Below are 26,156 nucleotides of genomic sequence, written 5' to 3' on the forward strand. Positions count from 1 at the left end.
TCAGGGACGCTTCACCGCTGTCGACCGGCGGCCGTGGCTCGACGACTAACCGCAGTGGACCTTCCTTCCGGTGATGTCGCCCTTGCTCGTGCCGTTGGTGTTGATGAAGGCGTACACGTAGAGGCACCGACGGGGCGCGTGGACGTAGAGCGGCCCGGCGTACGAGTGGTTCCTCTTGCCGTAACCGTCGTACCTGCAGTCGCCGTACTTGGTCCGGGTCGCGTTGTAGACACAGAGCTTGAGCTTGATGTTGTAGAGCGACGTCGATCCCTGACGGACGGCGAGCGCGCAGTTATAGCCGTTGGAGGAGTTGTAGTAAACCTTGAGGTAGCCGCGGACCTTCGAGCTCACGTAGATCGAATGGGTGCTGCGCAGCGCGTATCTGGACCCGCATGACGCGCCCGCCGCGCTCGCCGGCGCGGCCGAGGCCAGCATGGTCGTCAGCGTCAGGGCTGGAATCACGGCGGTGGCCAGCGGCAGCAGACGCCTTCCGGTACTGATCATGAGCCGTACCGTACAGCGACCGGACGATTCAGTCACCGCCGTACATACAGGTCAGGCCTGAGACCGGACACGGCGATACGGGATGGATCAGCGGGCGGCAGGCCATTCGGGGCGCAGCTCGCCCTCGGCGCCACCTTGTTCTGCCTCGTGCCGGGCTTCGTCCTGCAGCACGTCATCCTGGAGGACGTCGACGCCGACACCCTGCGCGAGGGCATCCGCGCGTTGACCCGCTGACAGCCCCGCGCCCGGCGGCAACCGACTACATACGGCGGCCTAATTAAGCCGCGAGCCCGGAATCAGTCCCGGTGACCGATCGAGATGGCTGCTACCTCGACGCAGCTGCCTTCATCTCCACCGCTACGACTGCTCTTACGCCAGGCGGCGGCCACCTCCACGCAGCTGCCCTCGTTTCCGCCACTGCGGTTGCTCTTACGCCAGAGGTAGCCGGTCGGCAGAGAAGTGTTCATGGGATTGAAGCTATCCGCTCGATCAGTTCCAGTGACAGCCCTCTGTCCAGCGAAACGGCGAGCAGTTTGGCGAAGATCTCCTCGTGCTCGGCGACCTCCGCTTCGTCGTCTACGAAGACACTTTTCGTGAACTGCTCGACGACCGTAACGCTGAGCCGTCCTGGCGGACGCAGCCTGAACAGATCGAACGGCCCGGCCAGCCAGAGATAGGCCCCGGCGGACTCGGGGAGGATCCGAATCTCTATGGCTTCTGACCTGGCAGCTTCGGCCAGTCGGCGGATCTGGGCGTTCATCACCGGAGCGTCGCCTACGCGATGGCGCAGAGCGGCCTCGCCGATGACCGCCACATATCGTGGCGGATCAGCACGGTGTAGTACCCGTTGACGGTGCATCCGAAAGGCGACCAGAGCCCGGCAATGCCGTCTTGCGCTGGGAGGCCCCACCGCGATGAGGGCGCGAGTGTACTCGGGTACCTGAAGTAAGCCGGGAATCAAGCAAGGTTGAAAGGTACGGATCAGATCGGCGTCCTCTTCGAGGCTTGCCAGGTCGAGGGCAGCCGCGGAGATCCGGCCCTCTCGCATACGCTCCCAGTTCTTTCCTGGATCGTGGGTGGCCAAGTGCAGCAGGGACTCCCGCAGTGGACCATCCGGGACACCGTAGAAGTCGAGGAGATCGGCCAACTCCTGGCGATCGATGGGGTGCAAGCCGTTCTCCAGGGTGCTGAGCCAGCCCATGGACCGGCCGTACCGGCGCGAGGCCGTGCCCACGGTCATCCCACAGTCCTCGCGTGCCTTGCGCAGCGCCGAGCCGATCCGGCGCAGGCGCACGGACGGGATGTTCCGGGAGGGCATGACCCGACAATGTCACTCATCGTGTCATCGCGTATACGGATCCGGAGCGACTGAACGTTCATCCGCCGCCGTCCCGGCGGCAGCGACGTCAAACATCCAAGGCGGACAAAACCACGCGGGGTCGGGCCGTGTCGGCTCGGTCCACTGCCACTTGGCGTTGGAACGGCTTGGTACTGGTCTCCGGGTCGTCTTCGCAATAGCGCGGAGCGGAGAAGGAGGCCGACCCGAAGCCGCAGCTCGGTCCGTCCACGGACGGCTGATAATCCGAGGAGTGATCTGCCGCGGGTTCTGCCAGGCCAGCCGTGGACAGGAAGGCGTGCAGTCCGGCGGGCGTCGTCTGGAAAGAGGCTTGGAGGCTGTACTCGCCGAAGAAGGGATGCAGGTCGGAGGAGAAGTGAACCTCGGTCGCGTCGGCCGGGATCGTGAACCCGAAGTGCCCTGCGGCCTCGGCGAGGGAGACGTTGCTGCCCGGACAGGCCCGCGGATCCGGCACGTCGGGCCCCCCTCTAGGGTCCCAGGTGAGCACGGACCATACGACGAGCGCCACGCACAGGAAGACGGCGCATGCGGTCGCTGTCAACAGCCAGCACCCGACACGACGAGGCGAGACCATCCGACCTCCGATCGCTGTTCGTCGGCAGATTATGGCCGATGACAAAGGCAAATCGGGGCGAAGGCCGTGACGTCCCCTGCGGCGTCAGCGCGGGTGCGCGGTGTGGGCGTGGACACGTCGATGCCGAGACCCTCCGCGAGGCATCCGCGCATCAACCGCCGAAAAAGGGATTGCACCGAGGTCAGAGCTCACGTTTGGCTGGGCGGCATGGCCGAACTGCGTACCGATCGCCTCACCCTCCGTCGATGGCGTGCCTCCGACCTTGAACCATGGGCGGCGATGAACGCCGATCCCGAGGTTCGGGAGCACTTGGGCGACCTGCTCACCCGCGAACAGAGCGATGCCTCCGTGGCGCTGTTCCAGGCCGAGTTCGACCGGCGGGGCTACGGGTGGTGGGCGGTTGAGGTGCAGGCCCCGGGCGAGTTCATCGGCTTCGCGGGCTTGGACCAGGTGGATGCCGGCATGCCGTTCACCGGAGTGGAGATCGGCTGGAGGCTCGCCCGCCCGGCCTGGGGCAAGGGCTACGCCACCGAGGCCGCGCTGACGGTCCTGGCCTACGGCTTCGACACCCTTGAACTTCCCGAGATCCTCGCCGTGACAACGACCACCAACCTCCGTTCACAGGCGGTGATGCGCCGGATCGGCATGACCCGCAACCCTGCCGACGACTTCGACGACCCCATCGCGCCCGAAGGGCCACTGCGCCCGAGCGTGCTGTACCGCATCGCCCGAAGTACGAGGATCTGAGGACGGCCGCGGCCGCCGGCCGGCGTCAGCGGGCGGCGAGCCAGTCGGGGCGCAGCTCACCCTCGGCGACGAGGACCGCCGGGCCGCGCAGGAAGCTCGTCGTGCCGTCCAGGATGACCGTGAGGACGCCGCCGGGTACGGCGATCTCCCAGGTGCCCGTCGTTCGTCCCTCGGCATGGGCGGCGGCCACGGCCGTCGCGACCGTGCCCGTACCGCAGGAGCGCGTCTCGCCCGATCCCCGCTCGTGGACGCGCATCTCGACCCGGCCGTCGCCGAGCGGCCGGAACAGCTCGACGTTGACGCCCTCGGGGAAGGCGGCCGCGTTGAAACCGGGGGCGTGCGTCAGGTCGAGGCCGGCGACCGGCTCGTCGATCGCGCAGGCCAGGTGGGGGTTGCCCATGGAGATCCGCAGCCCGGCGTACGACCGGCCGGAGACGACCGCCCGGCCCTTCCCCAGGACCTCGGGGGCGCCCATGTCCACGGTCACGTCGCCGGTCGCGCCCAGGCTCACCGGGCGTACGCCCGCCCGCGTCCCGACGGCGAGGTCGCCGGGGGCGGCCAGGCCGGCGTCGACCAGGTAGCGCGCGAAGACACGCACGCCGTTGCCGCACATCTCGGCGATGCTGCCGTCGGCGTTGCGGTAGTCCATGAACCACTCGGCACCGAGGTCGTCGCGGCCCAGCGCCTTGGAGCGCACGACGCGCAGCACGCCGTCGGCGCCGATGCCCGCGCGCCGGTCGCACAGGGCGGCCACGAGGGACGGCGTCAGGTCGAGCGAGCCATCGGGGTCCGGCACGATCACGAAGTCGTTCTCCGTGCCGTGCCCCTTCACGAAGCGCATTACCCGATCGTATCCAGCGCCGTCTCGACCGGCGCGTCGTAGGGGATCCACCGCACGCGGGGGTCGCGGCGGAACCACGACTCCTGGCGGCGGGCGAACCGCCGGGTGGCCCGGATCGTCTCCTGCTTCGCCTGCTCCTCGGTCCACTCCCCCGACAGGAACTGCAGGACCTGGGCGTAGCCGAGCGCCCGGCTCGCGGTGAGCCCGTCGCGCAGCCCCTCCGGCTCGAGGCGGCGCACCTCGTCGACGAACCCGGCCTTCCACATCCGCTCCACGCGTACGGCGATGCGTTCGTCGAGTTCCGGCCGGGGCACCGTCAGACCCAGCTGAACCGAGTCGCCGGTGTCGGCGTACGACGGCATGGAGGCGGTGAAGGGGCGGCCGGTCATCTCGATCACCTCGAGGGCCCGGACGATGCGACGGCCGTTGCTCGGCAGGATCGACGCGGCGGCGGCCGGGTCGAGGCCGGCGAGCCGGGCGTGCAGGGTGGCGGGCCCGTGCTCGGCGAGCTCGTCCTCCAGCCGCGCCCGCAGCTCCGGGTCGGTGCCGGGGAACTCCAGGTCGTCCAGGACGGCCCGGATGTACAGGCCGGAGCCGCCGACGAGCAGCGGCAGCCGGCCGCGCCTGCGGATCTCGGCCACCGCGCCGCGCGCCAGCGCCTGGTACTCGGCGACGCTGGCCGTACGGGTGACGTCCCACACGTCGAGCAGGTGGTGCGGCACGCCGCGCCACTCCGGCTCGCTGAGCTTGGCGGTGCCGATGTCCATGCCGCGGTAGAGCTGCATGGAGTCGGCGTTCACGATCTCGCCGTCGAGCCGCAGGGCGAGCTCGACCGCGAGGTCGGACTTGCCCGCAGCGGTCGGCCCGACCACGGCGATCACCTTCGTCTCCCCCATCCGCTTAATTCTGCCGTTTCCTCCGATGTGCTTCCTCCATACGAGCGAGCGGACTTCGGACCGTGAGTCTGCGGCGGATTGACCGCGTTTCGGATCGGCTCCCGGGCGGGATCAGGACGCCTCTTATCCGGCTGATCACCGCTCCCCCTGAGGACAGGCCCAGCACGCGAGGTAGACCGGTCAAGTTCCCCCGGACCGAGCGTCATGACTGCTTGTCGGCCGAACGGAGGCGGTCTACCATCGAGGCGACTTTTAGGAAACTTTCTTAAGAGTCTGCCGGAGCGCTCCCGGTCACCCTGCCCTCCGACCCCTCTCAGGCCGGCCGTGGCCGGCCATCACGTGCATGCGTCAGCCCGCCGACACCGCACGGCGGTGCCCCCGCCATCTCCCGCACCCCGCCCCTGGAGGATCGATGCTGCTTCGCACGTGGCTCCCCGGCTTGCTCGCCGCAGCCCTTCTCACCACCCTGACCGGCACGGCGGCGGAAGCCGGCACCATCCCGCCCGGTGCCGCCCGCCACTCGGCTCGTCCCGCGGACACCTGCACGGTGACCAGCACACTCGCCGGCGACCACTTCACCGCCGTACAAATCGCCCAGACCGCCAAGAACAACGGCTTCACCGGCAACGGGCTGGTCGTCTCGGTGGCCGTGGCGCTCGCCGAGAGCAGCGGCTGGACCCGCGCGGTGCTGGTCGACTCGGACTGCAGCCGTGACCGCGGACTGTGGCAGATCAACTCGTACTGGCACTCCGAGGTGTCCGACGCCCAGGCGTTCGACCCGAACGGCGCCGCGCAGGCCGCCTACCGGATCTCCTCGTCCGGCAACGACTGGACACCGTGGACGACCTACATCAACGGCGCCTACCAGCAGCACATGGCCGAAGCCCAGCAGGCGGTCAACCAGATCGGCGGCGGTGGCGGCAGCACGGGCTGCGCCGGGCTGCCGGCCTGGAACTCCGGCACGGCCTACACCGGCGGGGCGAGCGTGTCGTACAACGGCCACCGCTGGACCGCCAAGTGGTGGACCCAAGGTGACGTGCCCGGCGCGAACGCGCAGAACGTCTGGACCGACAACGGCTCCTGCTGACACGACGCCCTCCCGCGCCGCGGTGATGCGCTCGGCTCCGGCCGGTTCCGGAGCCGAGCGCACTCGTTCTCGCCACATCGACGCAGGCCAGAGCGTCACCGAGACGCAGATCACTCTTGAGCGCGGGTCGCCGCCGATGGGATTCCCCTGCCGGATATGGGGCAGATCGCCGATAGGGGCGCCGAGGGCCGGTGTCCCGACATGAGGCCTCAGGGGAGCTCGGATGTCCTTCATGGACAAGGTGAAGAACCTTCTCAGTCAGCACGGCGACAAGGTGGATGACGCGATCGAGAAGGCCGGCGACATGGCCGACCGCAAGACCGGCGGGAAGTACTCCGGTCAGATCGACACGGCTCAGGAGCAGGCACGGCGATTCGTGGACCGCTCGGGCGGCGAACGCGAGCCCGAGGACCACGGCAGCCCAGGTGGCTCCGATCCGATGGGCGGCCGGCCGTCATAGCCCGCCGCCGACCGGCACGGCCCGCTGCGGCCTCGTTGCCGCCTGTCGGGCCGTCATAGCCGACCGCCGGCCGGCGTGACCCGCTGCCGGCCGACAGAGCGGACGGCGGGGGCATCGCATTCCAATACCGGACTGTCACAGCCCGCCGCCGACCGGCGTGACCCGCTGCCGACCGATAGAGCGTGCCGGGCCGCCCGAAGAACCGCCGGGGCGCCGACCTCGTCGGCGCGCCGTTGAGCAGGCCCGAGCGGGTGCGGCGGCTGCGCAGGCGGCCCTTGGCTGTGGGCGCGGCGGAGGTGGGCACGGGGGCAGCGGGTTGCAGGCGGGCATAGCCCACTGCCGGCCGGCGGAAAGGGCTGCTGCCGTTATGGCACGCGGCGGACCCAGCTCGCGACCAGGTACCCGACGCCGTACGGGGCCTCGTCCGCCAGCAGCTCCGCGTCGAACGGGGTGTCTCCGGCCGCCCCGGCGAGGACCTGCCACGGCGCACGCCCGGCCGCCCGCAGCTCCGCGGCGAGGCCGGCGTCGAGCCCGGTGAGCGCGGTCCGGTCCGCGCCTGCCAGCGCCGTCGCCACCGCCGCGTCGAATCCCGCTGCCCGCGCGTCGAAGTAGCCGGGGGCGGCCTGCGTACGGCACGCCGACCCGTCGCCCATCACCAGGAGCGCGACGGTGCCGGCGAGATCCGCGAGCTCCGCGCCGAGCCGGAGGCACTCCGCAGTGGAGGCGTCCTCGGCGACGCTCCAGAACGCGACGCTCCGGAACGCGACGCTCCGGTAGGCCGCCGCCCGGTCGCCGATGAGCCACCGGCCGATCGTCAGGGAGAGCGGCAGCACGGGCTCGCCCGGTCCGATCGTCAGGTCGACGCCGTACGGGCGCAGGGTGCCCGCCGCCTCGGCGCCGAAGTCATGGGTGCGCGGCCCGGAGCCGACCACGACGAGGAGGTCGGTGTCGCCGAGCCGGCGTACGGCCTCGCCGCACGCCGTCCGCAGGCCGTCGAGCTCGGCCGCCGCTCCGCTCGCCACCTCGGGAACGAGCAGCGGCGGATGCGGGCAGACCGCGGCGGAGATCAGCACGTCGCCACCCCGGGCAGGACGGTCACGGCCAAGAGGACACCGGCGGAGATCAGCACGCAACCGCCCCTGAGAGCGCGGTCACGGGCAGGAGGAGACCGGCGGCGTCGCGGGGCGGCCGATGCCCGGCATGCCGAGCGGCACGCCCTTCGGCGCGGCGGTGCGCCGCTCCCAGGCGTCGCCCGCCCGGGTGCGCCGGACGGCGCGGACGGGTCCGTCCGCGACCAGGTGGTGCGGGGCGGCGTAGGTGACGTCGACGGTGACCATGTCACCCGGCCGGGGCACCTCGGTCTGTCCCTCGCCGAGGCCGAAGTGGACGAGCCGGTTGTCCGGCGCCCGACCGGACATGCGGTGCGTGCGCTGGTCCTTGCGGCCCTCGCCCTCGGCCACGAGCACCTCGAGGGTGCGGCCGAGCTGCTTCTTGTTCTCCGCCCAGGAGATCTCCTCCTGCAGCGCGATCAGGCGTTCGTACCGCTCCTGGACGACCTCCTTGGGCACCTGGCCGTCCATCTCCGTCGCCGGCGTGCCGGGCCGCTTCGAGTACTGGAACGTGAACGCGCCGGAGAACCGTGCCTCGCGCACCACGTGCAGCGTCTGCTCGAAGTCCTCCTCGGTCTCGCCCGGGAAGCCGACGATGATGTCCGTGGTGATCGCGGCGTCGGGGATGGCGGCGCGGACCCGCTCGATGATGCCGAGGTAGCGGTCCTGCCGGTAGGAGCGCCGCATCGCCTTGAGCACCGGGTCGGACCCGGACTGCAGCGGCATGTGCAGCGACGGCATGACGTTGGGCGTCTCGGCCATCGCCGCGATCACGTCGTCGGTGAAGTCGCGCGGGTGCGGGGACGTGAACCGGACGCGCTCCAGCCCGTCGATCTCTCCGCAGGAGCGCAGCAGCTTGGCGAACGCGCCCCGGTCGCCGAACTCGGCCCCGTAGGAGTTGACGTTCTGCCCGAGGAGGGTGATCTCGCAGACGCCCTCGGCGACCAGCGCCTCGACCTCGGCGAGGATCTCGCCGGGCCGGCGGTCCTTCTCCTTGCCGCGCAGCGACGGCACGATGCAGAAGGTGCAGGTGTTGTTGCACCCGACCGAGATCGACACCCACGCGGCGTACGGGGACTCGCGCCGGGTCGGCAGGGTGCTCGGGAACGTCTCGAGCGCTTCCTTGATCTCGACCTGCGCCTCTTCCTGGACGCGGGCGCGCTCCAGCAGCACCGGCAGCGAGCCGATGTTGTGGGTGCCGAAGACGACGTCCACCCAGGGGGCGCGCTTAACGATCGTGTCGCGGTCCTTCTGCGCGAGGCAGCCGCCGACCGCGATCTGCATGCCGGCGTGGCCCTCCTTGACCGGCCGCAGGTGGCCGAGGTTGCCGTACAGCCGGTTGTCGGCGTTCTCCCGTACCGCGCAGGTGTTGAAGACGACGACGTCGGGCGTCGTGCCGTCGTCGGCGCGGGCGTAGCCGGCGTCCTCGAGCAGCCCGGCGAGCCGCTCGGAGTCGTGCACGTTCATCTGGCACCCGTACGTGCGGATCTCGTACGTGCGGGGCTGGTCGTCGAATGTCGTGGGCGCGCTCATCTCATAGGAAAGAGTACGCGCGCCGGGCGGCGGACGGAGACTCCGCGACGCCGGCCGCCGTACGCCCGGCCATTCAAGATCGACTTCGGCGCGCCGGATATGTCCCGCCGCAGGCAGGCACGAGATGCAACGTGATCGGATCGGTACATCATCCTTGCGGTTACCGCAGGCGTTTGACGTACGCTTTGCGCACATGACGGAGAGCGGCAAGGAGGCCCGGGAGGCCGAGGTGAGTGGCGGCGGACCGCTCGTGGTGCTTGAGAACGTCAACAAGTACTACGGCGAACTCCATGTCCTCAAGGACATCGATCTCACCATCCATCGTGGCGAGGTCGTGGTCGTGATCGGCCCGTCCGGAGGCGGCAAGTCGACGCTGTGCCGCACGATCAACCGGCTCGAACCCATCGACGACGGCACCATCCGGATCGACGGCAAGGCGCTGCCCGCGGAGGGCAAGGCCCTCGCGCAGCTGCGCGCCGACGTCGGGATGGTCTTCCAGTCCTTCAACCTGTTCGCGCACAAGACGATCCTCCAGAACGTCACGCTCGGCCCGATCAAGGTCCGGAAGGCGGACAAGACCGAGGCCGAGCAGCGCGCGATGGAGCTCCTCGAGCGGGTGGGCATCGCCTCACAGGCCGAGAAGTACCCCGCGCAGCTTTCCGGCGGGCAGCAGCAGCGCGCCGCGATCGCCCGGGCCCTCGCGATGCGGCCGAAGGTGATGCTCTTCGACGAGCCCACCTCGGCCCTCGACCCGGAGATGGTCAAAGAGGTCCTCGACGTCATGATCAATCTGGCGGCCGAGGGCATGACGATGGTCGTCGTGACCCACGAGATGGGGTTCGCCCGGGCATCGGCCAACAAGGTCGTGTTCATGGCGGACGGCCAGATCGTGGAGGAGAACACCCCCGGGGAGTTCTTCACCAACGCGCGGAGCGACCGTGCCAAGGACTTCCTGTCGAAGATCCTTACGCACTGACGCGCTCACGATCTCGACGGACTTAGACCCGAGGAACCGCGGGGAGCGGTTCTCCACAACAGCAGCAGGGGAAGATCATGCGAGTACGTCATTTCGGCGTCGTCGCCGCCGCGCTTGCGGTCGCCACGGCGGGCATCTCCGGGTGTGCGGCGAAGAAGAGCACCACGGTGGTCGACAAGGCCAAGGACGGCAAGAAGATCGTCATCGGCGTCAAGTACGACCAGCCCGCTCTCGGTATGAAGACCACCAACGGGGTCGAGGGCTTCGACGTCGACGTCGCGAAGTACATCGCCAAGAAGCTCGGCGTCAAGAGCGACAGCAAGATCGAGTTCAAGGAGGCCCGGTCGGCCAACCGGGAGACCTTCCTGCAGAACGGCACGGTCGACATGATCATCGCCACCTACTCGATCACCGACGCCCGTAAGCCGAAGGTGACCTTCGGCGGCCCGTACGTCGTCACCCACCAGGACCTCATGGTCCGGGGCAACGACAGCTCGATCACGAGCGTGCAGGGCCTCAAGGGCAAGAAGCTGTGCGCGGTGTCCGGGTCGAACTCCTGGAAGAACATCACCGAGGGCACCAACAAGCTGAACGTGAAGGTCGCCGCGGAAACCGTCCCGGCCCAGGGCTACGAGGAGTGCATCACCAAGCTCAAGGGCGGCTCGGTCGACGCGGTCTCCACCGACGCGACCATCCTGGGCGGCTTCGCCGTCCGTGAGGGTTCGGCGGTCAAGGTCGTCAACGCGCCGTTCACCGACGAGAAGTACGGCGTCGGCCTCAAGAAGGGCGACACCAAGACCTGCAACGCCGTGAACGACGCCATCAAGGCCATGTACTCCGACGGCACCGCCAAGCAGCTGTGGGAGAAGTGGTTCGCCAAGGCGAACCTGCCCTTCGACGCGACCGCGCCCAGCCCGGAAGGCTGCAGCTGAGCCGCAGGCACGGGATCGGCGCCGGTGGGTCGCACGGGCCCACCGGCGCCGCTCGTAAGAGGGTAGGAGTGAGATGAACTGGGACGTACTCCTCGACTTCAGTCCGCTGGCGGACAACGGTGACAAGCTCCTGTCGGCGTTCTGGGCGAACATCCGGATCTCGGTGACGGTGGGCATCCTGTCGCTGTTGATCGGCACGCTCATCACCGCGATGCGCGTCTCGCCCGTCCGGGTGCTGCGGATCGCCGGCGCGTTCTACGTCAACACGCTGCGGAACACCCCGCTCACGCTGGTGCTGCTGTTCTGCAGTCTCGGGCTCAGCGACACGCTGAAGTTCAGGATCTCCAATACGTCGACCGTCAACTTCTTCTGGCTGGCGGTCATCGGCATGTCGTTCTACACCGCGGCCTTCGTGGCCGAGTCGCTGCGGGCCGGTATCAACACCGTGCCGATGGGGCAGGCGGAGGCGGCGCGGGCGATCGGGCTGACCTTCACCCAGTCGCTGCGCATGGTGATCATGCCGCAGGCCTTCCGCGCGGTCATCGCGCCGCTCGGCAGCGTCATGATCGCGATGATCAAGAACACCACGGTGGTCCTGGTCGCCAGCTACTACGAGGCCGCCTCGTTGATGAAGGACATGTTCGAGCAGTACGGCGCCACGCTGCCGATCTTTATCGGCTTCGCGGTCGGCTTCATGTGCCTGACCCTGCCGACGGGCTTCTTCTTCAACTGGCTGGCCAAGCGACTGGCGGTGGCGCGATGAGCACGATGACGGAGACCAAGCCGGCGCCCCGGCGGGCCAAGAAGGCCCAGGCGTCCGTCCTGTTCGACGCGCCGGGCCCGAAGGCGCGGCTGCGGAACAACATCCTGACGCTCGTCGCGGCGATCGTCATCCTCGGGATCATCTACGTCGTCGTCGCGCGGTTCGACAAAGAAGGACAGCTTCAGGGCAAGCTGTGGAAGCCGTTCATCCAGGGCTCGACCTGGACGGACTTCATCCTCCCCGGGATGGCCGGCACGCTGAAGGCGGCGTTCGCCGGGGCCGTGCTCGCCCTCGTGTTCGGCGTGTTCTTCGGACTGGGCCGGATGTCCGACCACAAGTGGATCCGGGTCCCGGCCGCGGCGGTCATCGAGTTCTTCCGTGCCATCCCGCTGCTGATCCTGATCTTCTTCGTCTTCAGCGGGCCGCCGACGATCGCCAACGCGCTGAACCGTGAGTTCCCCGAGGTCACCGCGTTCACCGCGCTGGTCATCGCCCTGATGCTCTACAACGGCTCCGTGCTGGCGGAGATCTTCCGTGCGGGCATCAACGCGGTGCCCCGCGGCCAGTCGGAGGCCGCGTACGCGATCGGCCTGCGCAAGGGCGGCGTGATGCGCCTCATCCTCATCCCGCAGGCCACCACCGCGATGATGCCGGCGATCGTCAGCCAGCTCGTCGTCCTGCTGAAGGACTCGGCGCTGGGCTGGATCATCTCGTACGAGGACCTGCTGAACACGGGCTACCGGCAGATCCCCACCCAGTACGGCAACCTCATCCCGGCCGCGATGGTGATCGCGCTGCTGTACATCGCGATGAACCTGGCGCTCAGCTACCTGGCCACGTGGCTGGAGAAGCGGAGCCGGCGCAGCCGGAAGACCTCCGCCAAGACGCTCGGCGCGGGACTGTCCGGCGAGGTCATGTCGGCCTAGCCGAGCCGACGGAACGTCGACGGGCCGGTGGTCTTCCACCGGCCCGTTTGCTTTTCATGATCGTGAGCGTCAAGTCACCGTTCGAGGTCCCATCAGCGTCCTGTTTGCGAGACGATTCCGATATGACCGCTCGCGCTACCGCTCCCTATGGATCATGGTCCTCTCCGATCTCCGCCGCCGACGTGGCCCGTGCGCGACTGCGGCTCAGTTTTCCCACCATTCACGGTGATCGCGTGTGGTGGCAGGAGACCCGCCCGGAGAAGGGCGGCCGGACCACGATCGTGCGGTCCGGCGTCGACCTGCTGCCCGCGCCGTGGGACGCCCGTACGCGCGTGAACGAGTACGGCGGGCGGTCCTACCTGCCCCTCCCCGACGGGGACGTCGTCTTCGCCAACTATGAGGACCAGCGGCTCTACCGCCTCACCCCCGGTGAGCTTCCCCGGCCGCTGACGCCCGAGCCGGCCCAGCCCGCCGGCCTGCGGTACGCCGACTTCGCTTTGGCGCCCGACGCGCAGCACGTCTGGTGCGTCTGCGAGGGCCACACGACCGCGGGCGTACGCCGGGCGATCGTCGCGGTGCCCGTCGACGGCAGCGCCGCCGATGACGCGCAGGCGATCCGGGAGCTCGTCAGCGGCGCCGACTTCTACGCGTTCCCCACGCCGTCGCCGGAGGGCGGTCACCTCGCCTGGATGCAGTGGAGCCACCCCCGGATGCCCTGGGACGGCACGGAGATCCGGGTCGCCGCCTTCGACGAGACCGGCGCGCTCGACCGGCCGCGTACGGTCAAGGGGGGTCTGAGCGAGTCCGCACTGGCGCCCACGTGGGTGAGCGAGTCCCGGCTGTACGTCGTGTCGGACTGGCCGGGCTGGTGGAACCTCTACGAGGTCGGCCTGCACGGCGAGTCGCCGCAGGCGCTGTACCCGGCCGAGGAGGAGTTCGCCGCGCCGCTCTGGAACCTGGGCGGCCGCCCGTACGCCGTCCTGGACGACGGCCGCATCGCGGTGCTGCACGGCCAGGGCGACCAGCGGCTCGGCCTGTACGACCCGGAGACGGCCGAGCTGGTCGACTTCGACCTGCCCTACACCGACTGGAAGCCCCAGCTGTCCGCCGACGGGACGAGCGTCGTCGGCATCGCGGGCGCCCCCGACATCCCGTGGTCGGTCGTCGTCGTGGACGCCGACACCGGCGAGTCCAAGGTGCTGCGCAGCGAGCTCGACTCCCCGCCCGAGGCGGCCTACCTGCCGCTGCCGCGCGCCCAGGAGCTCGAGGGCCCCTTCGGGCGCCCGGTGCACGCCTTCGTCTACCCACCGTCCAACCCGGGCTTCCAGGCGCCCGAGGGCGAGCTCCCGCCGTACGTCGTGTTCGTGCACGGTGGCCCGACCGACCACACGACCAGCGTCCTCGACCTGGAGATCGCCTACTTCACCAGCCGGGGCGTCGGCGTCATCGACGTCAACTACGGCGGCTCCACCGGCTACGGCCGCGCCTACCGGGAACGGCTGCGCCGCCAGTGGGGCATCGTGGACATCGAGGACAGCGTCGCGGCCGCCGAGGCGCTCGTCCGCAGCGGCGCCGCCGACCCCGAGCGACTGGCCATCCGCGGCGCCAGCGCCGGTGGCTGGACCACGCTCTGCGCGGTGACGCACAGCGGCCTGTTCAAGGCCGGCACCTCCTACTTCGGCATCTCCGACCCGCAGAACTGGCTCAAGGAGACCCACGACTTCGAGTCCACGTACCTGTACGGGCTGATCGGCCCGATCCCCGGCTTCGAGCGCACGTACGAGGAGCGCTCCCCGATCGCGCGCGCGTCCGAGGTGGCCTGCCCGGTCCTGCTCCTGCAAGGGCTGGAGGACCCGGTGGTCGCCCCGGCGCAGTCGGAGCGGTTCGCCGAGGCGATGGCGAGCAAGCAGATGCCCTACGCGTACCTCACGTTCGAGGGAGAGTCGCACGGGTTCCGGCGGGCCGGCACCGTCATCGCCTGCCTGGAGGCCGAGCTCGCCTTCTACGGGCGGACCCTGGGCTTCGAGCCGAAGGACGTGCCCTCGATCGAGCTCACCGTCGACCCGCCGAGCGGTGCCGAGGAGGTCGCCGAGCCGGACACGCCCCAGGCGTCCGGTTGATCCGCACCGCCCGCGGCGGGCGGTCACCCCGTTCCTGGCCGCGCCGACGATGGCGCGCCGACGACCGGTCACCCGTGCCGGGCCCCGCCGTTCGCGGCGCCGACGACGACCGGTCAGCCGGTGCCGGGCCGCTCCGGCTGAGCGCCGTCTCCGGGCGTCGGGGCGCGGGTGTCGTCGGCCGGGCGGGCGGTGGGCGGCGTCACCCATCCCTGGAAGGCCGCCTGCAGACCGGCCTGGAACCGCGTCCGCGCGCCGAGCCGGGTCATCAGATCCCGCACGCGGCGCTGCAGCGTGCGGTAGCTCAGGCCGACCTGCCGGCTGATCGCCTCATCTCCCAGGCCGGCCGTGAGCATCGCCACGAGCTGGGCCTCGAACGGCGTCGGGCCGGGCCCGGGCGTATCGGCGGTGTCGTCGCCGGGCGGCCGCAGGGGCAGTGCCAGCCGCCACAGCGTCTCGAACAGCGCGCACAGGGCGTCGAGCAGCTCCGAGGAGTGGACGATCGCGCAGCTCTCGATGGCCGAGGCGTCGAGTCGCAACGGCACGATGGCCAGCCGGTCGTCGGCGACCATCATCTTCATGGGGACGCCTGACATGACCCGCGCCTGCTCCCCCGCGGCGGCGATCGGCTCGTGGTGTCCCTTCCACCATCCGTCCACCTCGAGGCTGGCTCGGTCGTAGACCGCCCGGTAGACGACCCCGCGGCTGAGCATCTCGAGCTCGACGTGGTTGGGCAGGTGGGGCTGGTTCACGTACGGCGGGCGGTCGAAGACGCGGACCTGGTGACGGGCGCCGCGCTGCAGCTGCTCGGTCCGCTGCATCACCGCCTCGCGGCCCGCGACGATCTCGACCAGTTCGGCGGGATGCCGGGTGCCCAGCGCCCGCTGGTACGTCTCGGTCAGCTGCCGCGCGGCGGCCCGGACGCGGCTGAGCTCCGCCTCGCGTTCGAGGACGAGGGTCTCCAGGGCGACGTCCGGAGGAGCGGCGATGTACTTCTCCAGCTGGCCGGACATCCGGCTCACCAGCCCCGCGTCCTCGAGCACGCGAAGTGAGGCCCCGACCTGCTGCGGAGACAGGTCGGTGGCTGCCCCGAGCGCGTCGATCGACGCTCCGGGCACCTCGATGAGTCTGCGGTAGACGGCCTCGTCCGCGGAATCCAGGCCGAGAGCATCCAGCACAATGTCGATCTTGCCAGGGTCGGGCCGCTCAGCAGGCCAAAGCACGTCAATGACGTGAAAGCGCCGCACTGTGGATCTTCCGCCGCGGACGTCACCGCGGTGATCATCCAACTGCCCCCATCACCCACGAAGGAGTTCCCGTTGAACCGTCTCCGCCGGCGCACTCGCGTCACCATGGCGGCGGGTGTCCTGCTGATGGCCGTCGCGGCCCCCGGTCCGGTCTCCGCTTCGGCGGCGCCGTCGCCGACCCCCGCGGCGCTCTCGTCCGCATCGGTGCCCGGATCGCGTCCCGTCACCGCCACCGGTTCGCCGTCCGGCAAGCGGATCACACTGATCACGGGCGACGTGGTCGCGTACGACGCCCATGCCGGCAAGGGCGAGGACGTGAAGGTCACCGCCGCGCGGCGTGCGGACGGCAGGCCGGTGGGCTTCTTCCAGCGCCGGCAGGGAGACGCCCTGTACGTGATCCCCTCGGACGCCCTGGGCCTCGTCGGCACCGGACGGCTGGACAAGAGCCTGTTCGACGTCGCCTACCTGGCGCGCTCCGGCTACGCCGACGACGCGTCCGCGCGGATCCCGGTGATCGCGCAGTACGGCGGCACGGTCCGGGACGCCAAGACGTTGTCCCGGCAGGCCGACGCCCTGCCGGCCAACACCTCCTCCCGGCCGCTGACGGCGATCCACGGAGCCGCGTTCGGCGTGGCCAAGTCCGCGGTCCGGACGTTCTGGGACACGGTCGCCCCCGCCGCCGGTGACGCCCAGCCGAAGGCGCTGACCGGCGGGCTGAGCAAGCTCTGGCTGGACCGCAAGGTGACCGTCACCCTGGACAAGAGCGTGCCGCAGATCGGCGCGCCCGAGGCCTGGAAGAAGGGCCTGGACGGCAAGGGGGTCAAGGTCGCGGTCGTCGACACGGGGATCGACCAGCACCATCCGGACTTCGCCGGCCGGATCGGCGACACGGCCAACTTCAGCGCCGAGAGCAGCGTCCAGGACGGCCACGGGCACGGCACGCACGTCGCCTCGATCATCGCCGGCAGCGGCGCGGCGTCGGGCGGCCGCTACAAGGGCGTGGCCCCCGGCGCCACGCTGATGGTCGCCAAGGTCCTCGACAACCGCGGCAGCGGTGCCGACTCCCAGGTCATCGAGGGGATGCAGTGGGCGGCCGAGCACGGCGCCAAGGTGATCAGCATGAGCCTGGGCAGCGAGCCGACCGACGGAACCGACCCGGCGAGCCAGGCGGTCAACGACCTCACCCGGCAGTACGGGTCGCTGTTCGTCATCGCCGCGGGCAACTCCGGCCCGCACGCGGGGACCGTCGACTCGCCCGGCACCGCCGACGCCGCCCTCACCGTCGCCGCCGTCGACAAGCAGGACAAGCTCGCCGACTTCTCCAGCCGGGGCCCGCGCGTGGGCGACTACGGCCTGAAACCCGACATCGCGGCACCCGGCGTGGACATCGTGGCCGCCCGCGCCGCCGGCACGAACATCGGCACCGCGGTGGACGCGAACTACACGACCCTCAGCGGAACCTCGATGGCCACCCCGCACGTGGCCGGCGCGGCGGCGATCCTGGCCCAGCAGCACCCGGACAAGTCCCCCGCGTGGCTCAAGTCCGTGCTCACCGGCACCGCCCGCGACGACGGCTACGGCACGTACGAACAGGGCGCCGGCCGGGTCGACGTGGCGCAGGCCGTGACCGGGCAGGTGCACGCCGACGGCGATCTGAACTTCGGCCTGCTCTCCTACCCGCAGTCCGGGCCGGTGACCAAGGCGATCAGCTACGTCAATGAGGGCGATCAACCCGTCACGCTCACCCTGGCCCTCGCGCTCACGGCGCACGCCGGCGGCACCGCGGACAAGGGGATGCTGTCGGCCGACCACGACACGGTGACCGTGCCCGCCGGCGGTACGACGGCCGTCAAGGTCACGCTCGACCCGGCGAAGGGCCCGGCGACCTGGTACGAGGGCGCCGTCCGCGCCACCGCGTCCGGCGTGCGCGTCACGACGGCGGTCGGCGCGTACGTCGAGGCCCGGAAGGTGAAGCTGAGCGGCCACGTCATCCCGCCCGACGGCGCCACCGACCTGACCTACAGCGGCTGGGCCTTCATGCGCGTCGACGACCGCGACGACCTGGACTACGGCGTGTCCGCGGACGCGGGCCCGGACGCCGCCGCCGACGTCTACCCGGGCGCCTTCACCGCCACCACCTATGTCACCTGGCGGGACGCAGACCGGCGGATCAACGCCGCGCTCGTCAGCGCCCCGGAGATCGCCGCGGACCACGACACCACCGTCACCCTCGACCTCCGCAAGGCGCGGAAGGTCAGCGTGCGGACGCCCAGGCCGGCGGAGGGCTACGCCGCGCAGTTCGGCCTCCGGCGCGTCCCGGCGACCGGGACCGGCTACCTGACACTGAGCAGCGAGATGCCGTACGGCTCACTGAACATGTGGATGCTGCCGACCAGGAAGGTCACCCAGGGCACCTTCCTGGCGTTCAGCCAGCACCTGCTCGGCGCGCCACTGGTCACGATGAGTGGACGGTGGCGAGGAGCCCCGGACCTGCGTCCGCAGTACCAGCCGTACTGGAAGGACCAGTCCGGCGCGGTGCCGATGCTGAACGGCCGCCTCCGCCTTCCCGTCGTGTACGGCGGGCACGGAAGCGCGACGGAACTTCAGGGCGTCGACGCTCGCGGGAAGCTCGTCCTGCTCTCCCTCGACGACATCTGCACCACCACCTGCACGGGCGACGCCCTCGACCGCGTCAAGAACGCCGCGCAGGGCGGCGCCGCGGGCGTGCTCGGCTACGGGGGCACCGCGCGCTCGTTCTTCGACCCGGCACGGGCGTGGCCGGTGTACCCGATCCCGACGATGAGCCTGACCGCCGAGGAGGGCCGGGCGCTGCTCACCGCCGTACGCGCGGGCAAGGCCGACGTCGACGTCACCGGCGTGCCGAACAGCCCGTACGTCTACTCGCTGAAGTTCTACGAGAACGGCCGCATCCCGGACCGCCTCCGCTACTCGGTCGGCGCGAAGAACCTCGTCGAGACCGCCGACAGGTTCCACCTCGACCGCCCGGGACGCGTCGACGAGACCTGGTACGCGACGCACCGCGGCGAACCCGGCGTCCCCGGCGACCTCACCCTCGACTCGCCCGCTCCCGGCGGCCGCACCGAGTACGTCGGCCCCGTCTCGCCGGACGTGATCTGGCAGCGGGACGTGGGGTTCACCTACGACGACCCGGGCGGGGACTACGACCACCGCGACGGACGGCAGTACACCTACGTCGACGTGTACACCAAGCCGGACCGGCGGACGGCGGACTGGGGCGCCCAGCCCATCGTCCCCGGCGACGACCCGCCGACGGCGAGCCTCAACGCGCAGTTCCCCGGCTCCCGGCAGTGCTTCCCCTGCCGCACCGGAAACCTGCTCGTCACGGCCCTCCCCGTGGTCGGCGCCGGCTCCGCGACGAGCGGCAAGAGCGCCTTCGCGTGGAGCGCGAACGGAGTCTCGCAGTACGGCGGAAAGGACGAGGAGCACCTCTACCGCGCCGACGGCACCGAAGTGCCGCTCGTCGTACAGAAGGCCATCCTCGGGATCTTCGCCTTCCCCGTGCCCACCTTCACCCTGCCCGAGAGCGAGGCCCGATACCGGCTCACCGACAAGTACCACACCCCGAACCCGCTCCAGCGGTTCGCCACCGATGTCCAGACCGAGTGGACGTTCCGCTCGGGGCGGCCGCAGAAGGGGATGACCTCCCTCCAGGACGGCCTGTGCGTGGGCTGGCTCGTGACCCAGGTCCTCGAGCCCTGCGAACCGATGCGCACCCTCAACCTGCGGTACGACCTGGGTCTCGATCTGGACAACCGGGTGCCGCGCGGCACGCACAAGATCCGGATCGGCGGCTACCACGGCTCACTCGGCGACTCCGGCGCCCGGCTCACCGGCCTGAAGCTGTGGGTCACCTTCGACGACGGCGCCCACTGGACGCAGGTCGCGACGAGGGCTGAGGGAACCGGGTTCACGGCGGCGATCAACAATCCCGCGGCCGCGGCGGGCCGGGACGCGGTCGGGCTGCGCGTCCAGGCGACGGACACCGAAGGCAACACCATCGACCAGACGACGCACCGGGCCTACGGCCTCAAATAACCGACAGCGGCGCTGGGCGGGGCGGTCCTGAACGAAGGATCGCCCCGCCCAGCGCCCTCCCGGGCTACCTCGTAGGCGCGGGAGCGCCATCCGGCCTACCCGCCGCCTCGGGAGGGCCATCCCGCCTACCCGTAGGCGCGGGAAGGCCACCCCGCCCACCCGGGACGACCATCCCGCCCACCCGCAGACCCGGGACGACTGTCCCGCCAACCCGGTAGGCGCGGGGGCCGGGCCCCGCCGGAAGGCGGCCACCCGCGTCCTCACCGTCAGCCCAGCTTCTCGGCCCGGGCCCGGAGCGCGGCGACCTCGTCGTCGAACAGCGCGGAGTAGGAGCGATCGTGGTGCCGGCCTCCGGCGTGGTAACCGCCGACGATGCCGATCACCCGTCCCTGCCGCCGATCGGCGTCGTATCTCCAGAGCCACGGGCTGCCGCTCGTACCTCCGTAGAAGCCGCCGCAGGCGAAGGTGTTCTGCCAGCGGAACCGCCTGCGGGCCACCGTGTCGCAGTAGACGGGCCGGTCCGCGGCGGAGTAACGCACCGTGGGATAGCCGATGACGCGAACGGCGGCCGGAAGCCGGACGTTCGGGGCCAGCCGGTTGGACCCGGTCACGTCGGCGATGTCATGGCCGGCCCGATCACGGCGCAGGGTGGCGAACCCGAAGTCCAGGTCGACGTCGCCCCGCCGGACCCAGCCTTCCGGGACGTAGAGGCGTTTCGCCGTCCAGACGCCGTGCGGCGCGCGGGTCCGCTCGTACCCCGGGACGAAGGCCAGGTGGGAACGGTAGTGCGCCCGGCGCCGGTCGTCGTCGTACGCGTAGAGGCAGTGCGCGGCGGTCAGCAACAGGTTGTGCCGCGCACTGCTGACCACGCTCGCCGTGCAGAAGTGGTCCCGCGCCCGCCGGGAGGTGAAGAACAGCACCCCGACCGACGGTACGCCGTGGAACGCGTGCGCCACCCGGCCCGCCGCCGAGACGCGCGCGGCGACGCGACCTCGCGACGATGCCGCCATCTCCTCCCCTGCGGGCGTCGCCGCGGCCATCCGCTCCGGCGTCCAGTACGCCTCCGTGGCCAGCGCCTCGATACCGGACACCTCCCGGGCCGGCGCCTCCCGGGCCGGTGCCTTTCGGACCGATGCCTCGCGGGCCGGCGGCTTTTGGACCGGCGCTTCGCGGACGAGTGCCTCGCTGGCCGGTGCGTCTCGGAGCGGCATACCGTGGGCGGGGGCCGCATAAAGGACCGGGGGCACGGCTCCGAGCACGAGCAGCGTCGTCACCCCGGCGCGCAGCGCGCGCGTGCAGCCCATATCCGCACATCCCGTCCCGGCGGAGCAACGCCCCCGTCGACCATCCGCGTGCAAGGACGTACGGCAACGTACTAACGGCCCGAGGACGGAGCAAGGAACACCGCTGGTGACGGAGAACATCGGCCGGTCCGACGCCGATCGGCCGGTTCGACTCCTATCGGCCGGTTCGGCGGTCCGAGCGGCCGGGGGGATCCGCGCTCCGGCCCGGCGGTCCTCAGCGGGCGAACTCGGTGGCGCGCGACTCGCGGACCACGGTGATCCGGATCTGACCGGGGTAGGTCAGCTCCTCTTCCACCTGCTTGGCGATGTCGTGCGCGATGACCTGCGCCTGCAGGTCGTCCACCGAGTCCGGCCGCACCATCACACGGATCTCCCGGCCGGCCTGCATGGCGAAGACCTTCTCGACACCCTCGCGGTTCGTGGCGATCTCCTCGAGACGCTCCAGCCGCTTGACGTACGCCTCCAAGGACTCCCGCCGGGCGCCCGGGCGGCCGCCGCTGATGGCGTCCGCCGCCTGGGTCAGCACCGCCTCGACCGTGCGCACCTCCACCTCGTTGTGGTGCGCCTCGATGGCGTGCACGACGTCCTCGTCCTCGCCGTACCGCCGGGCGATCTCCGCGCCGATGAGCGCGTGGCTGCCCTCCACCTCGTGCGTCAGCGCCTTGCCGATGTCGTGCAGCAGCGTGCAGCGCCTCAGCAGCGGTACCGGCAGCTTCAGCTCGGCCGCCATGATCCCGGCCAGGTGCGCCGACTCGATCAGATGCGCCAGGACGTTCTGCCCGTACGACGTGCGGTACCGCAGCCGGCCGAGCAACGTGATCAGCTCCGGGTGCATGTCGGTGAGGCCGAGCTCCACCAGGGCGTCCTCACCGGAGCGCACGCACAGCTGCTCGACCTCGGCCTTGCTGTGCTCGTAGATCTCCTCGATCCGCTGCGGGTGGATCCGCCCGTCGAGGACGAGCTTCTCCAGCGTGAGCCGGCCCACCTCGCGGCGTACGGGGTCGAAGCAGCTGAGCAGCACGGCCTCGGGCGTGTCGTCGATGATGAGGTTCACGCCGGTCGTCGTCTCGAACGACCGGATGTTGCGGCCCTCCCGGCCGATGATGCGGCCCTTCATCTCCTCACTGGGCAGGTGCAGCACCGACACCACCGACTCGGCGGTCTGCTCGCTCGCCACCCGCTGGATCGCCAGCGTGACGATCTTGCGGGCGCGCTTCTCGCCCTCTTCGCGCGCCTCGTTCTCGATCTCGCGCGTGACGAGTACGGCCTCGCGCTTGGCCTGGTTCTCGATCAGGGAGACGAGCTCGGTCTTGGCCTGCTCGGCGGTGAGCCCGGCGGTCTGCTCCAGGACCCGCTGCCGTTCCTCGTCGAGCCGGTCCAGCGCCGCCCGCCGCTCCTTGAGGGCCTGCTTCGTGTCGGTCAGTTCGCGGGCCCGCTCCTCCTGGCGGCGCACCTCGCCGTCCAGCCGCTGCTCCCGCTCGGCGAGCCGGGCCTCGCGGCGTTCCAGGTCCTCCCGGAGTGCCCGCAGGTCCTCCTTGAGCGACTTGATCTCGTCCTCGACCTCGGACCGGGCCGTCGCGGACGCCTCGCGGGCCTTGACCTCCGCGTCGCTGACGATCTCCTGGGCCTCGGCCCGGGCCTTGGCCACGATGTCGTCGGCGCCCCGCTGCGCGTCGGCCTGCTCCTCGTTCAGGGCGACCCTGCGCGCGGCGGCGTCGAGACGGCGCAGCACGACGAGGACGAGGACGACGAGCGCCAGGATCACGACCAGTGCCGCACCTATCACGACGTAAATCACGGCGCTGACCCCTTTCCTCGACGCTGTGCCACCAGGGGACGCCTGGTGCCGGCGATGCGACGCGAGGGGTTACGGACGCATCGCGCGGTCCCACCCGGACAGCCGCCGTCCGCGCCTCCGGCAAGCGCCGGACGCGCACGGTCAGGAGGGCTCCGGACCGTTCCAGAACCCTGCTATGCGAACCACCGGCGTTGGCGAGCCGGGGACACAACACCTTTCACGTGGTCGAACGCGGTCAGTCCTATGGCAATCCGCACTGCGCGGAGTAACACCTCACTGCGGCAACCGTAAGCGGCCAAGAGGTAATGGGCAAGGAAAGACCACGCGTTCCGGACGATTCGCTAGATCTTTCTTGTCACGGTCCATGTCACGGCCATGTCAGGGACGGCGGGTCCTGACAACGATCCGACCCGTCGGCCAGACGTGCGGTGAAGGCCGTACGGCCGACGGTGCCCGCACGTGCCGACCGGTTCACCGGCGGCGGCGAACACCGCGACGCCGGCGCGCGGACGATCAGTCGTCAAACGACAGGTCAGGAAGGTCGTCGGCGCCCTCGGCCTCGAGCGCCTCACGGACCACGCGGTACGCGAGGCCGCCGGAGTAGCCCTTGCGCGCGAGCATGCCCATCAGCCGCCGGGTGCGCTTGACCGGGTCCAGGCCGCGGGTGCCGGGCAGTCTGCGGGCGACGAGCTCGCGGGCCGCCGCCTCCTCCTGCTCCGGGCCGAGCTCCTCCATCGCCTCGCTGACCGTCTCGTCGGCGACGCCGCGCTGCCGCAGCTCGGCCGCGAGCGCCCGCCGGGCCAGCCCACGACCGGCATGGCGCGACTCCACCCAGGCCCGTGCGAAGGCCGCGTCGTCGATCAGCCCGACCTCGGAATAGCGGCTCAGCACTCGCTCCGCGACGTCGTCGGGCACGCCCTTGCGGCGCAGCGCGTCGGCGAGCTGTGCCCGGGTCTTCGGGGCGAACGACAGCTGCCGCAGGCAGATCTCGCGCGCCACCGCCTCCGGGTCGGCGGGCGGCCCCTGGGCCGCGGCGCTCCCGGGTGTCGGTCCCTCGGGAAAGCGCCCAGGCGCGGCCCCCTCGCGGGAGCGGCCGGACGTCGCCCCCTCGGGACGGCGGCCCTTGCCGCGCCTCCGGCCCCGCCGCGCCGATCCGCCGCGGGCGGGCGCACCGCCGCCGTCGTCCTCCTGAGCGGTGGCGGCGTCACCAGGGAAGATCTCCGAGCCGGGATCCGCCCGGCGCGGAGCGGGACGCCGCCACCCCTCGGGAGTGTCCGTGGAACGCTCGTCAGGAGCACTCATGAGACGCCCTCCGGGGAGCGCTGACGCGCCGCTTCTCGAGGGCGCTCCAACGCCCCTCGGGAGCACGCACGGGCCACCCTCCCGGGGCGCTCACGTGACGCCCTCCGGAGGCGCTCACCGCCCCTCGGCGGCCGTTCATACGACGTCCCTTCGGGCACTCACATGCCGTCCTCCGGTGACGATGACGCTCCGCCACTCGGGGACGCTCATCCCACGTCCCCCGGGGCACTCACGTGCCGCCCTTCGGGAGCGTTCATGGGTCAGCCTCTCGGGGCCTCGCAAAGGGCGACCCGGGATCACACGTCTCCCGGCTTCGGGGTCTTCGCCGCCCGCTTGGCCGGCGCGGCCTTGGCCGCAGCGGCCGGCGCGGCCGCCGCCGGGGCCGCGGGAGCACCCGCCGGCTCGGCCTCGGCGTCGAGCCGCGGACCCACGCCGAGCTTCTCCTTGATCTTCTTCTCGATCTCGTCGGCCATGTCCGGGTTCTCCTTGAGGAACCGCCGGGCGTTCTCCTTGCCCTGGCCGAGCTGGTCGTTCTCGTAGGTGTACCAGGCGCCGGACTTGCGCACGAAGCCGTGCTCGACGCCCATGTCGATCAGGCCGCCCTCGCGGCTGATGCCGACGCCGTAGAGGATGTCGAAGTCGGCCACCTTGAACGGCGGGGCCATCTTGTTCTTGACGACCTTGACGCGCGTGCGGTTGCCGACCGCGTCCGTGCCGTCCTTCATCGTCTCGATCCGCCGCACGTCCAGCCGGACCGACGCGTAGAACTTCAGCGCCTTACCACCGGTGGTCGTCTCGGGCGAGCCGAACATGACGCCGACCTTTTCCCGCAGCTGGTTGATGAAGATCGCCGTGGTCTTGGTCTGGTTGATGGCACCGGTGAGCTTGCGGAGGGCCTGGGACATGAGGCGGGCCTGGAGGCCGACGTGGCTGTCGCCCATCTCGCCCTCGATCTCCGCGCGGGGCACGAGGGCCGCGACGGAGTCGATGACGACGACGTCGATCGCGCCGGAGCGGATCAGCATGTCGGTGATCTCGAGGGCCTGCTCACCCGTGTCGGGCTGGGAGACGAGGAGGGCGTCGATGTCGACGCCGATCTTCTTCGCGTACTCGGGGTCGAGCGCGTGCTCGGCGTCCACGAACGCCGCGATGCCGCCCGCCTTCTGCGCGCTGGCCACGGCGTGCAGGGCGAGGGACGTCTTACCGGAGGACTCCGGTCCGTAGATCTCGACCACACGGCCGCGCGGAAGACCGCCGATGCCCAGGGCGACGTCGAGGGCGATGGAACCGGTCGGGATCACCTCGACCGGGGGGCGTCCCTCCTGGCCCAGCCGCATGACGGAACCCTTGCCGAACTGCCGCTCGATCTGCGCGAGCGCCGCCTCGAGGGCCTTCTCGCGATCGTTTGCTGCCATGTGAGGTGTCCCTGTCGGGTCGATGCCTGCTGTTGTCGGGAGCGACGTTACGGGGACCCGCCGACATTTTTCGAGGGCCCGGCCACCACTGTGGACAATGTCGTCGCTTCCTTCACTCTAGCCGAACACACGTTCGATCATGAACGGACGCGCCGATTCCCCGGGGAAAGACGGGGGCTCTTGCCCTACGC

22 protein-coding genes are annotated in these 26,156 nt (G+C 70.6%); 9 read left to right on the plus strand and 13 right to left on the minus strand.

Annotated elements, in window-relative coordinates; translation table 11 throughout:
• Positions 1-45: 45 nt before the first annotated feature.
• From ABEA24_RS16045 to ABEA24_RS16060, 4 genes are all read right to left on the minus strand, one after another.
• Positions 46-504 (minus strand): hypothetical protein, encoded by a 459-nt coding sequence (locus tag ABEA24_RS16045; protein WP_345431625.1) that lies wholly within the window; start codon positions 502-504, stop codon positions 46-48.
• A gap of 296 nt (positions 505-800) precedes the next feature.
• Entirely contained in the window at positions 801-971 is a 171-nt protein-coding gene (locus ABEA24_RS16050) for a DUF397 domain-containing protein (RefSeq protein ID WP_345431626.1), read from the minus strand.
• Complete coding sequence (locus ABEA24_RS16055) at positions 968-1,822, minus strand: helix-turn-helix domain-containing protein (protein WP_345431627.1); 855 nt, start codon at positions 1,820-1,822, stop codon at positions 968-970. The genes ABEA24_RS16050 and ABEA24_RS16055 overlap by 4 nt, the downstream gene beginning before the upstream one ends.
• An 88-nt stretch (positions 1,823-1,910) precedes the next feature.
• Positions 1,911-2,315 (minus strand): hypothetical protein, encoded by a 405-nt coding sequence (locus tag ABEA24_RS16060; protein ID WP_345431628.1) that lies wholly within the window; start codon positions 2,313-2,315, stop codon positions 1,911-1,913.
• 327 nt (positions 2,316-2,642) lie between these two features.
• On the opposite strand from ABEA24_RS16060, the gene ABEA24_RS16065 reads away from it, so the two are divergent.
• On the plus strand, positions 2,643-3,182 hold the full coding sequence (locus tag ABEA24_RS16065; RefSeq protein WP_345431629.1) for a GNAT family N-acetyltransferase: 540 nt from the start codon (positions 2,643-2,645) through the stop codon (positions 3,180-3,182).
• Between the two features lie 25 nt (positions 3,183-3,207).
• On the opposite strand, the gene dapF is transcribed toward ABEA24_RS16065, so the two are convergent.
• Together dapF and miaA are read right to left on the minus strand one after the other, a co-directional pair.
• Positions 3,208-4,023, minus strand: coding sequence for a diaminopimelate epimerase (gene dapF / locus ABEA24_RS16070; protein ID WP_345431630.1), 816 nt, complete (start codon positions 4,021-4,023; stop codon positions 3,208-3,210).
• Entirely contained in the window at positions 4,023-4,919 is an 897-nt protein-coding gene (gene miaA / locus ABEA24_RS16075; protein ID WP_345431631.1) for a tRNA (adenosine(37)-N6)-dimethylallyltransferase MiaA, read from the minus strand. The genes dapF and miaA overlap by 1 nt, the downstream gene beginning before the upstream one ends.
• Positions 4,920-5,331: 412 nt before the next feature.
• On the opposite strand from miaA, the gene ABEA24_RS16080 reads away from it, so the two are divergent.
• The gene (locus ABEA24_RS16080; RefSeq protein ID WP_345431632.1) at positions 5,332-6,006 is read left to right on the plus strand and encodes a carbohydrate-binding protein; all 675 of its coding nucleotides are present in this window, start codon (positions 5,332-5,334) and stop codon (positions 6,004-6,006) included.
• A gap of 223 nt (positions 6,007-6,229) precedes the next feature.
• Positions 6,230-6,466, plus strand: coding sequence for an antitoxin (locus ABEA24_RS16085; RefSeq protein WP_345431633.1), 237 nt, complete (start codon positions 6,230-6,232; stop codon positions 6,464-6,466).
• Between the two features lie 365 nt (positions 6,467-6,831).
• Here the strand turns inward: ABEA24_RS16085 and ABEA24_RS16090 are convergent, their stop codons facing one another.
• Positions 6,832-7,539 (minus strand): class III extradiol dioxygenase subunit B-like domain-containing protein, encoded by a 708-nt coding sequence (locus ABEA24_RS16090; RefSeq protein WP_345431634.1) that lies wholly within the window; start codon positions 7,537-7,539, stop codon positions 6,832-6,834.
• 78 nt (positions 7,540-7,617) lie between these two features.
• Complete coding sequence (gene miaB / locus ABEA24_RS16095; RefSeq protein ID WP_345431635.1) at positions 7,618-9,108, minus strand: tRNA (N6-isopentenyl adenosine(37)-C2)-methylthiotransferase MiaB; 1,491 nt, start codon at positions 9,106-9,108, stop codon at positions 7,618-7,620.
• A gap of 193 nt (positions 9,109-9,301) precedes the next feature.
• Between miaB and ABEA24_RS16100 the strand changes: the two genes are divergently transcribed.
• From ABEA24_RS16100 to ABEA24_RS16120, 5 genes are all read left to right on the plus strand, one after another.
• Complete coding sequence (locus ABEA24_RS16100; protein WP_345431636.1) at positions 9,302-10,084, plus strand: amino acid ABC transporter ATP-binding protein; 783 nt, start codon at positions 9,302-9,304, stop codon at positions 10,082-10,084.
• Positions 10,085-10,161: 77 nt separating this feature from the next.
• Entirely contained in the window at positions 10,162-11,016 is an 855-nt protein-coding gene (locus ABEA24_RS16105; RefSeq protein WP_345431637.1) for a glutamate ABC transporter substrate-binding protein, read from the plus strand.
• A gap of 73 nt (positions 11,017-11,089) precedes the next feature.
• Positions 11,090-11,779 (plus strand): amino acid ABC transporter permease, encoded by a 690-nt coding sequence (locus ABEA24_RS16110; RefSeq protein ID WP_345431638.1) that lies wholly within the window; start codon positions 11,090-11,092, stop codon positions 11,777-11,779.
• Complete coding sequence (locus ABEA24_RS16115; RefSeq protein WP_345431639.1) at positions 11,776-12,705, plus strand: amino acid ABC transporter permease; 930 nt, start codon at positions 11,776-11,778, stop codon at positions 12,703-12,705. Before ABEA24_RS16110 ends, ABEA24_RS16115 begins: the two co-directional genes overlap by 4 nt.
• A 233-nt stretch (positions 12,706-12,938) precedes the next feature.
• On the plus strand, positions 12,939-14,825 hold the full coding sequence (locus ABEA24_RS16120) for a S9 family peptidase (protein WP_345431640.1): 1,887 nt from the start codon (positions 12,939-12,941) through the stop codon (positions 14,823-14,825).
• A gap of 113 nt (positions 14,826-14,938) precedes the next feature.
• Here the strand turns inward: ABEA24_RS16120 and ABEA24_RS16125 are convergent, their stop codons facing one another.
• Positions 14,939-16,000 (minus strand): LuxR C-terminal-related transcriptional regulator, encoded by a 1,062-nt coding sequence (locus ABEA24_RS16125; RefSeq protein WP_345431641.1) that lies wholly within the window; start codon positions 15,998-16,000, stop codon positions 14,939-14,941.
• Between the two features lie 141 nt (positions 16,001-16,141).
• On the opposite strand from ABEA24_RS16125, the gene ABEA24_RS16130 reads away from it, so the two are divergent.
• Positions 16,142-20,146, plus strand: a complete 4,005-nt coding sequence (locus ABEA24_RS16130; protein WP_345431642.1) for a S8 family serine peptidase — start codon at positions 16,142-16,144, stop codon at positions 20,144-20,146.
• A 266-nt stretch (positions 20,147-20,412) separates the two neighbouring features.
• On the opposite strand, the gene ABEA24_RS16135 is transcribed toward ABEA24_RS16130, so the two are convergent.
• The 4 genes from ABEA24_RS16135 to recA form a co-directional block, all read right to left on the minus strand.
• Complete coding sequence (locus ABEA24_RS16135) at positions 20,413-21,450, minus strand: trypsin-like peptidase domain-containing protein (RefSeq protein ID WP_345431643.1); 1,038 nt, start codon at positions 21,448-21,450, stop codon at positions 20,413-20,415.
• A 214-nt stretch (positions 21,451-21,664) separates the two neighbouring features.
• Positions 21,665-23,248, minus strand: coding sequence for a ribonuclease Y (gene rny / locus ABEA24_RS16140; protein WP_345431644.1), 1,584 nt, complete (start codon positions 23,246-23,248; stop codon positions 21,665-21,667).
• Between the two features lie 513 nt (positions 23,249-23,761).
• Complete coding sequence (recX, locus tag ABEA24_RS16145; protein ID WP_345431645.1) at positions 23,762-24,550, minus strand: recombination regulator RecX; 789 nt, start codon at positions 24,548-24,550, stop codon at positions 23,762-23,764.
• 296 nt (positions 24,551-24,846) lie between these two features.
• Positions 24,847-25,965 carry a recombinase RecA gene (recA, locus tag ABEA24_RS16150; RefSeq protein WP_345431646.1) on the minus strand — a complete coding sequence of 373 codons (1,119 nt, stop codon included), beginning with the start codon at positions 25,963-25,965 and terminating at the stop codon, positions 24,847-24,849.
• Positions 25,966-26,156: the final 191 nt, after the last annotated feature.

This window comes from Actinoallomurus vinaceus (genome assembly GCF_039542055.1).
Lineage (GTDB): Bacteria > Actinomycetota > Actinomycetes > Streptosporangiales > Streptosporangiaceae > Actinoallomurus > Actinoallomurus vinaceus.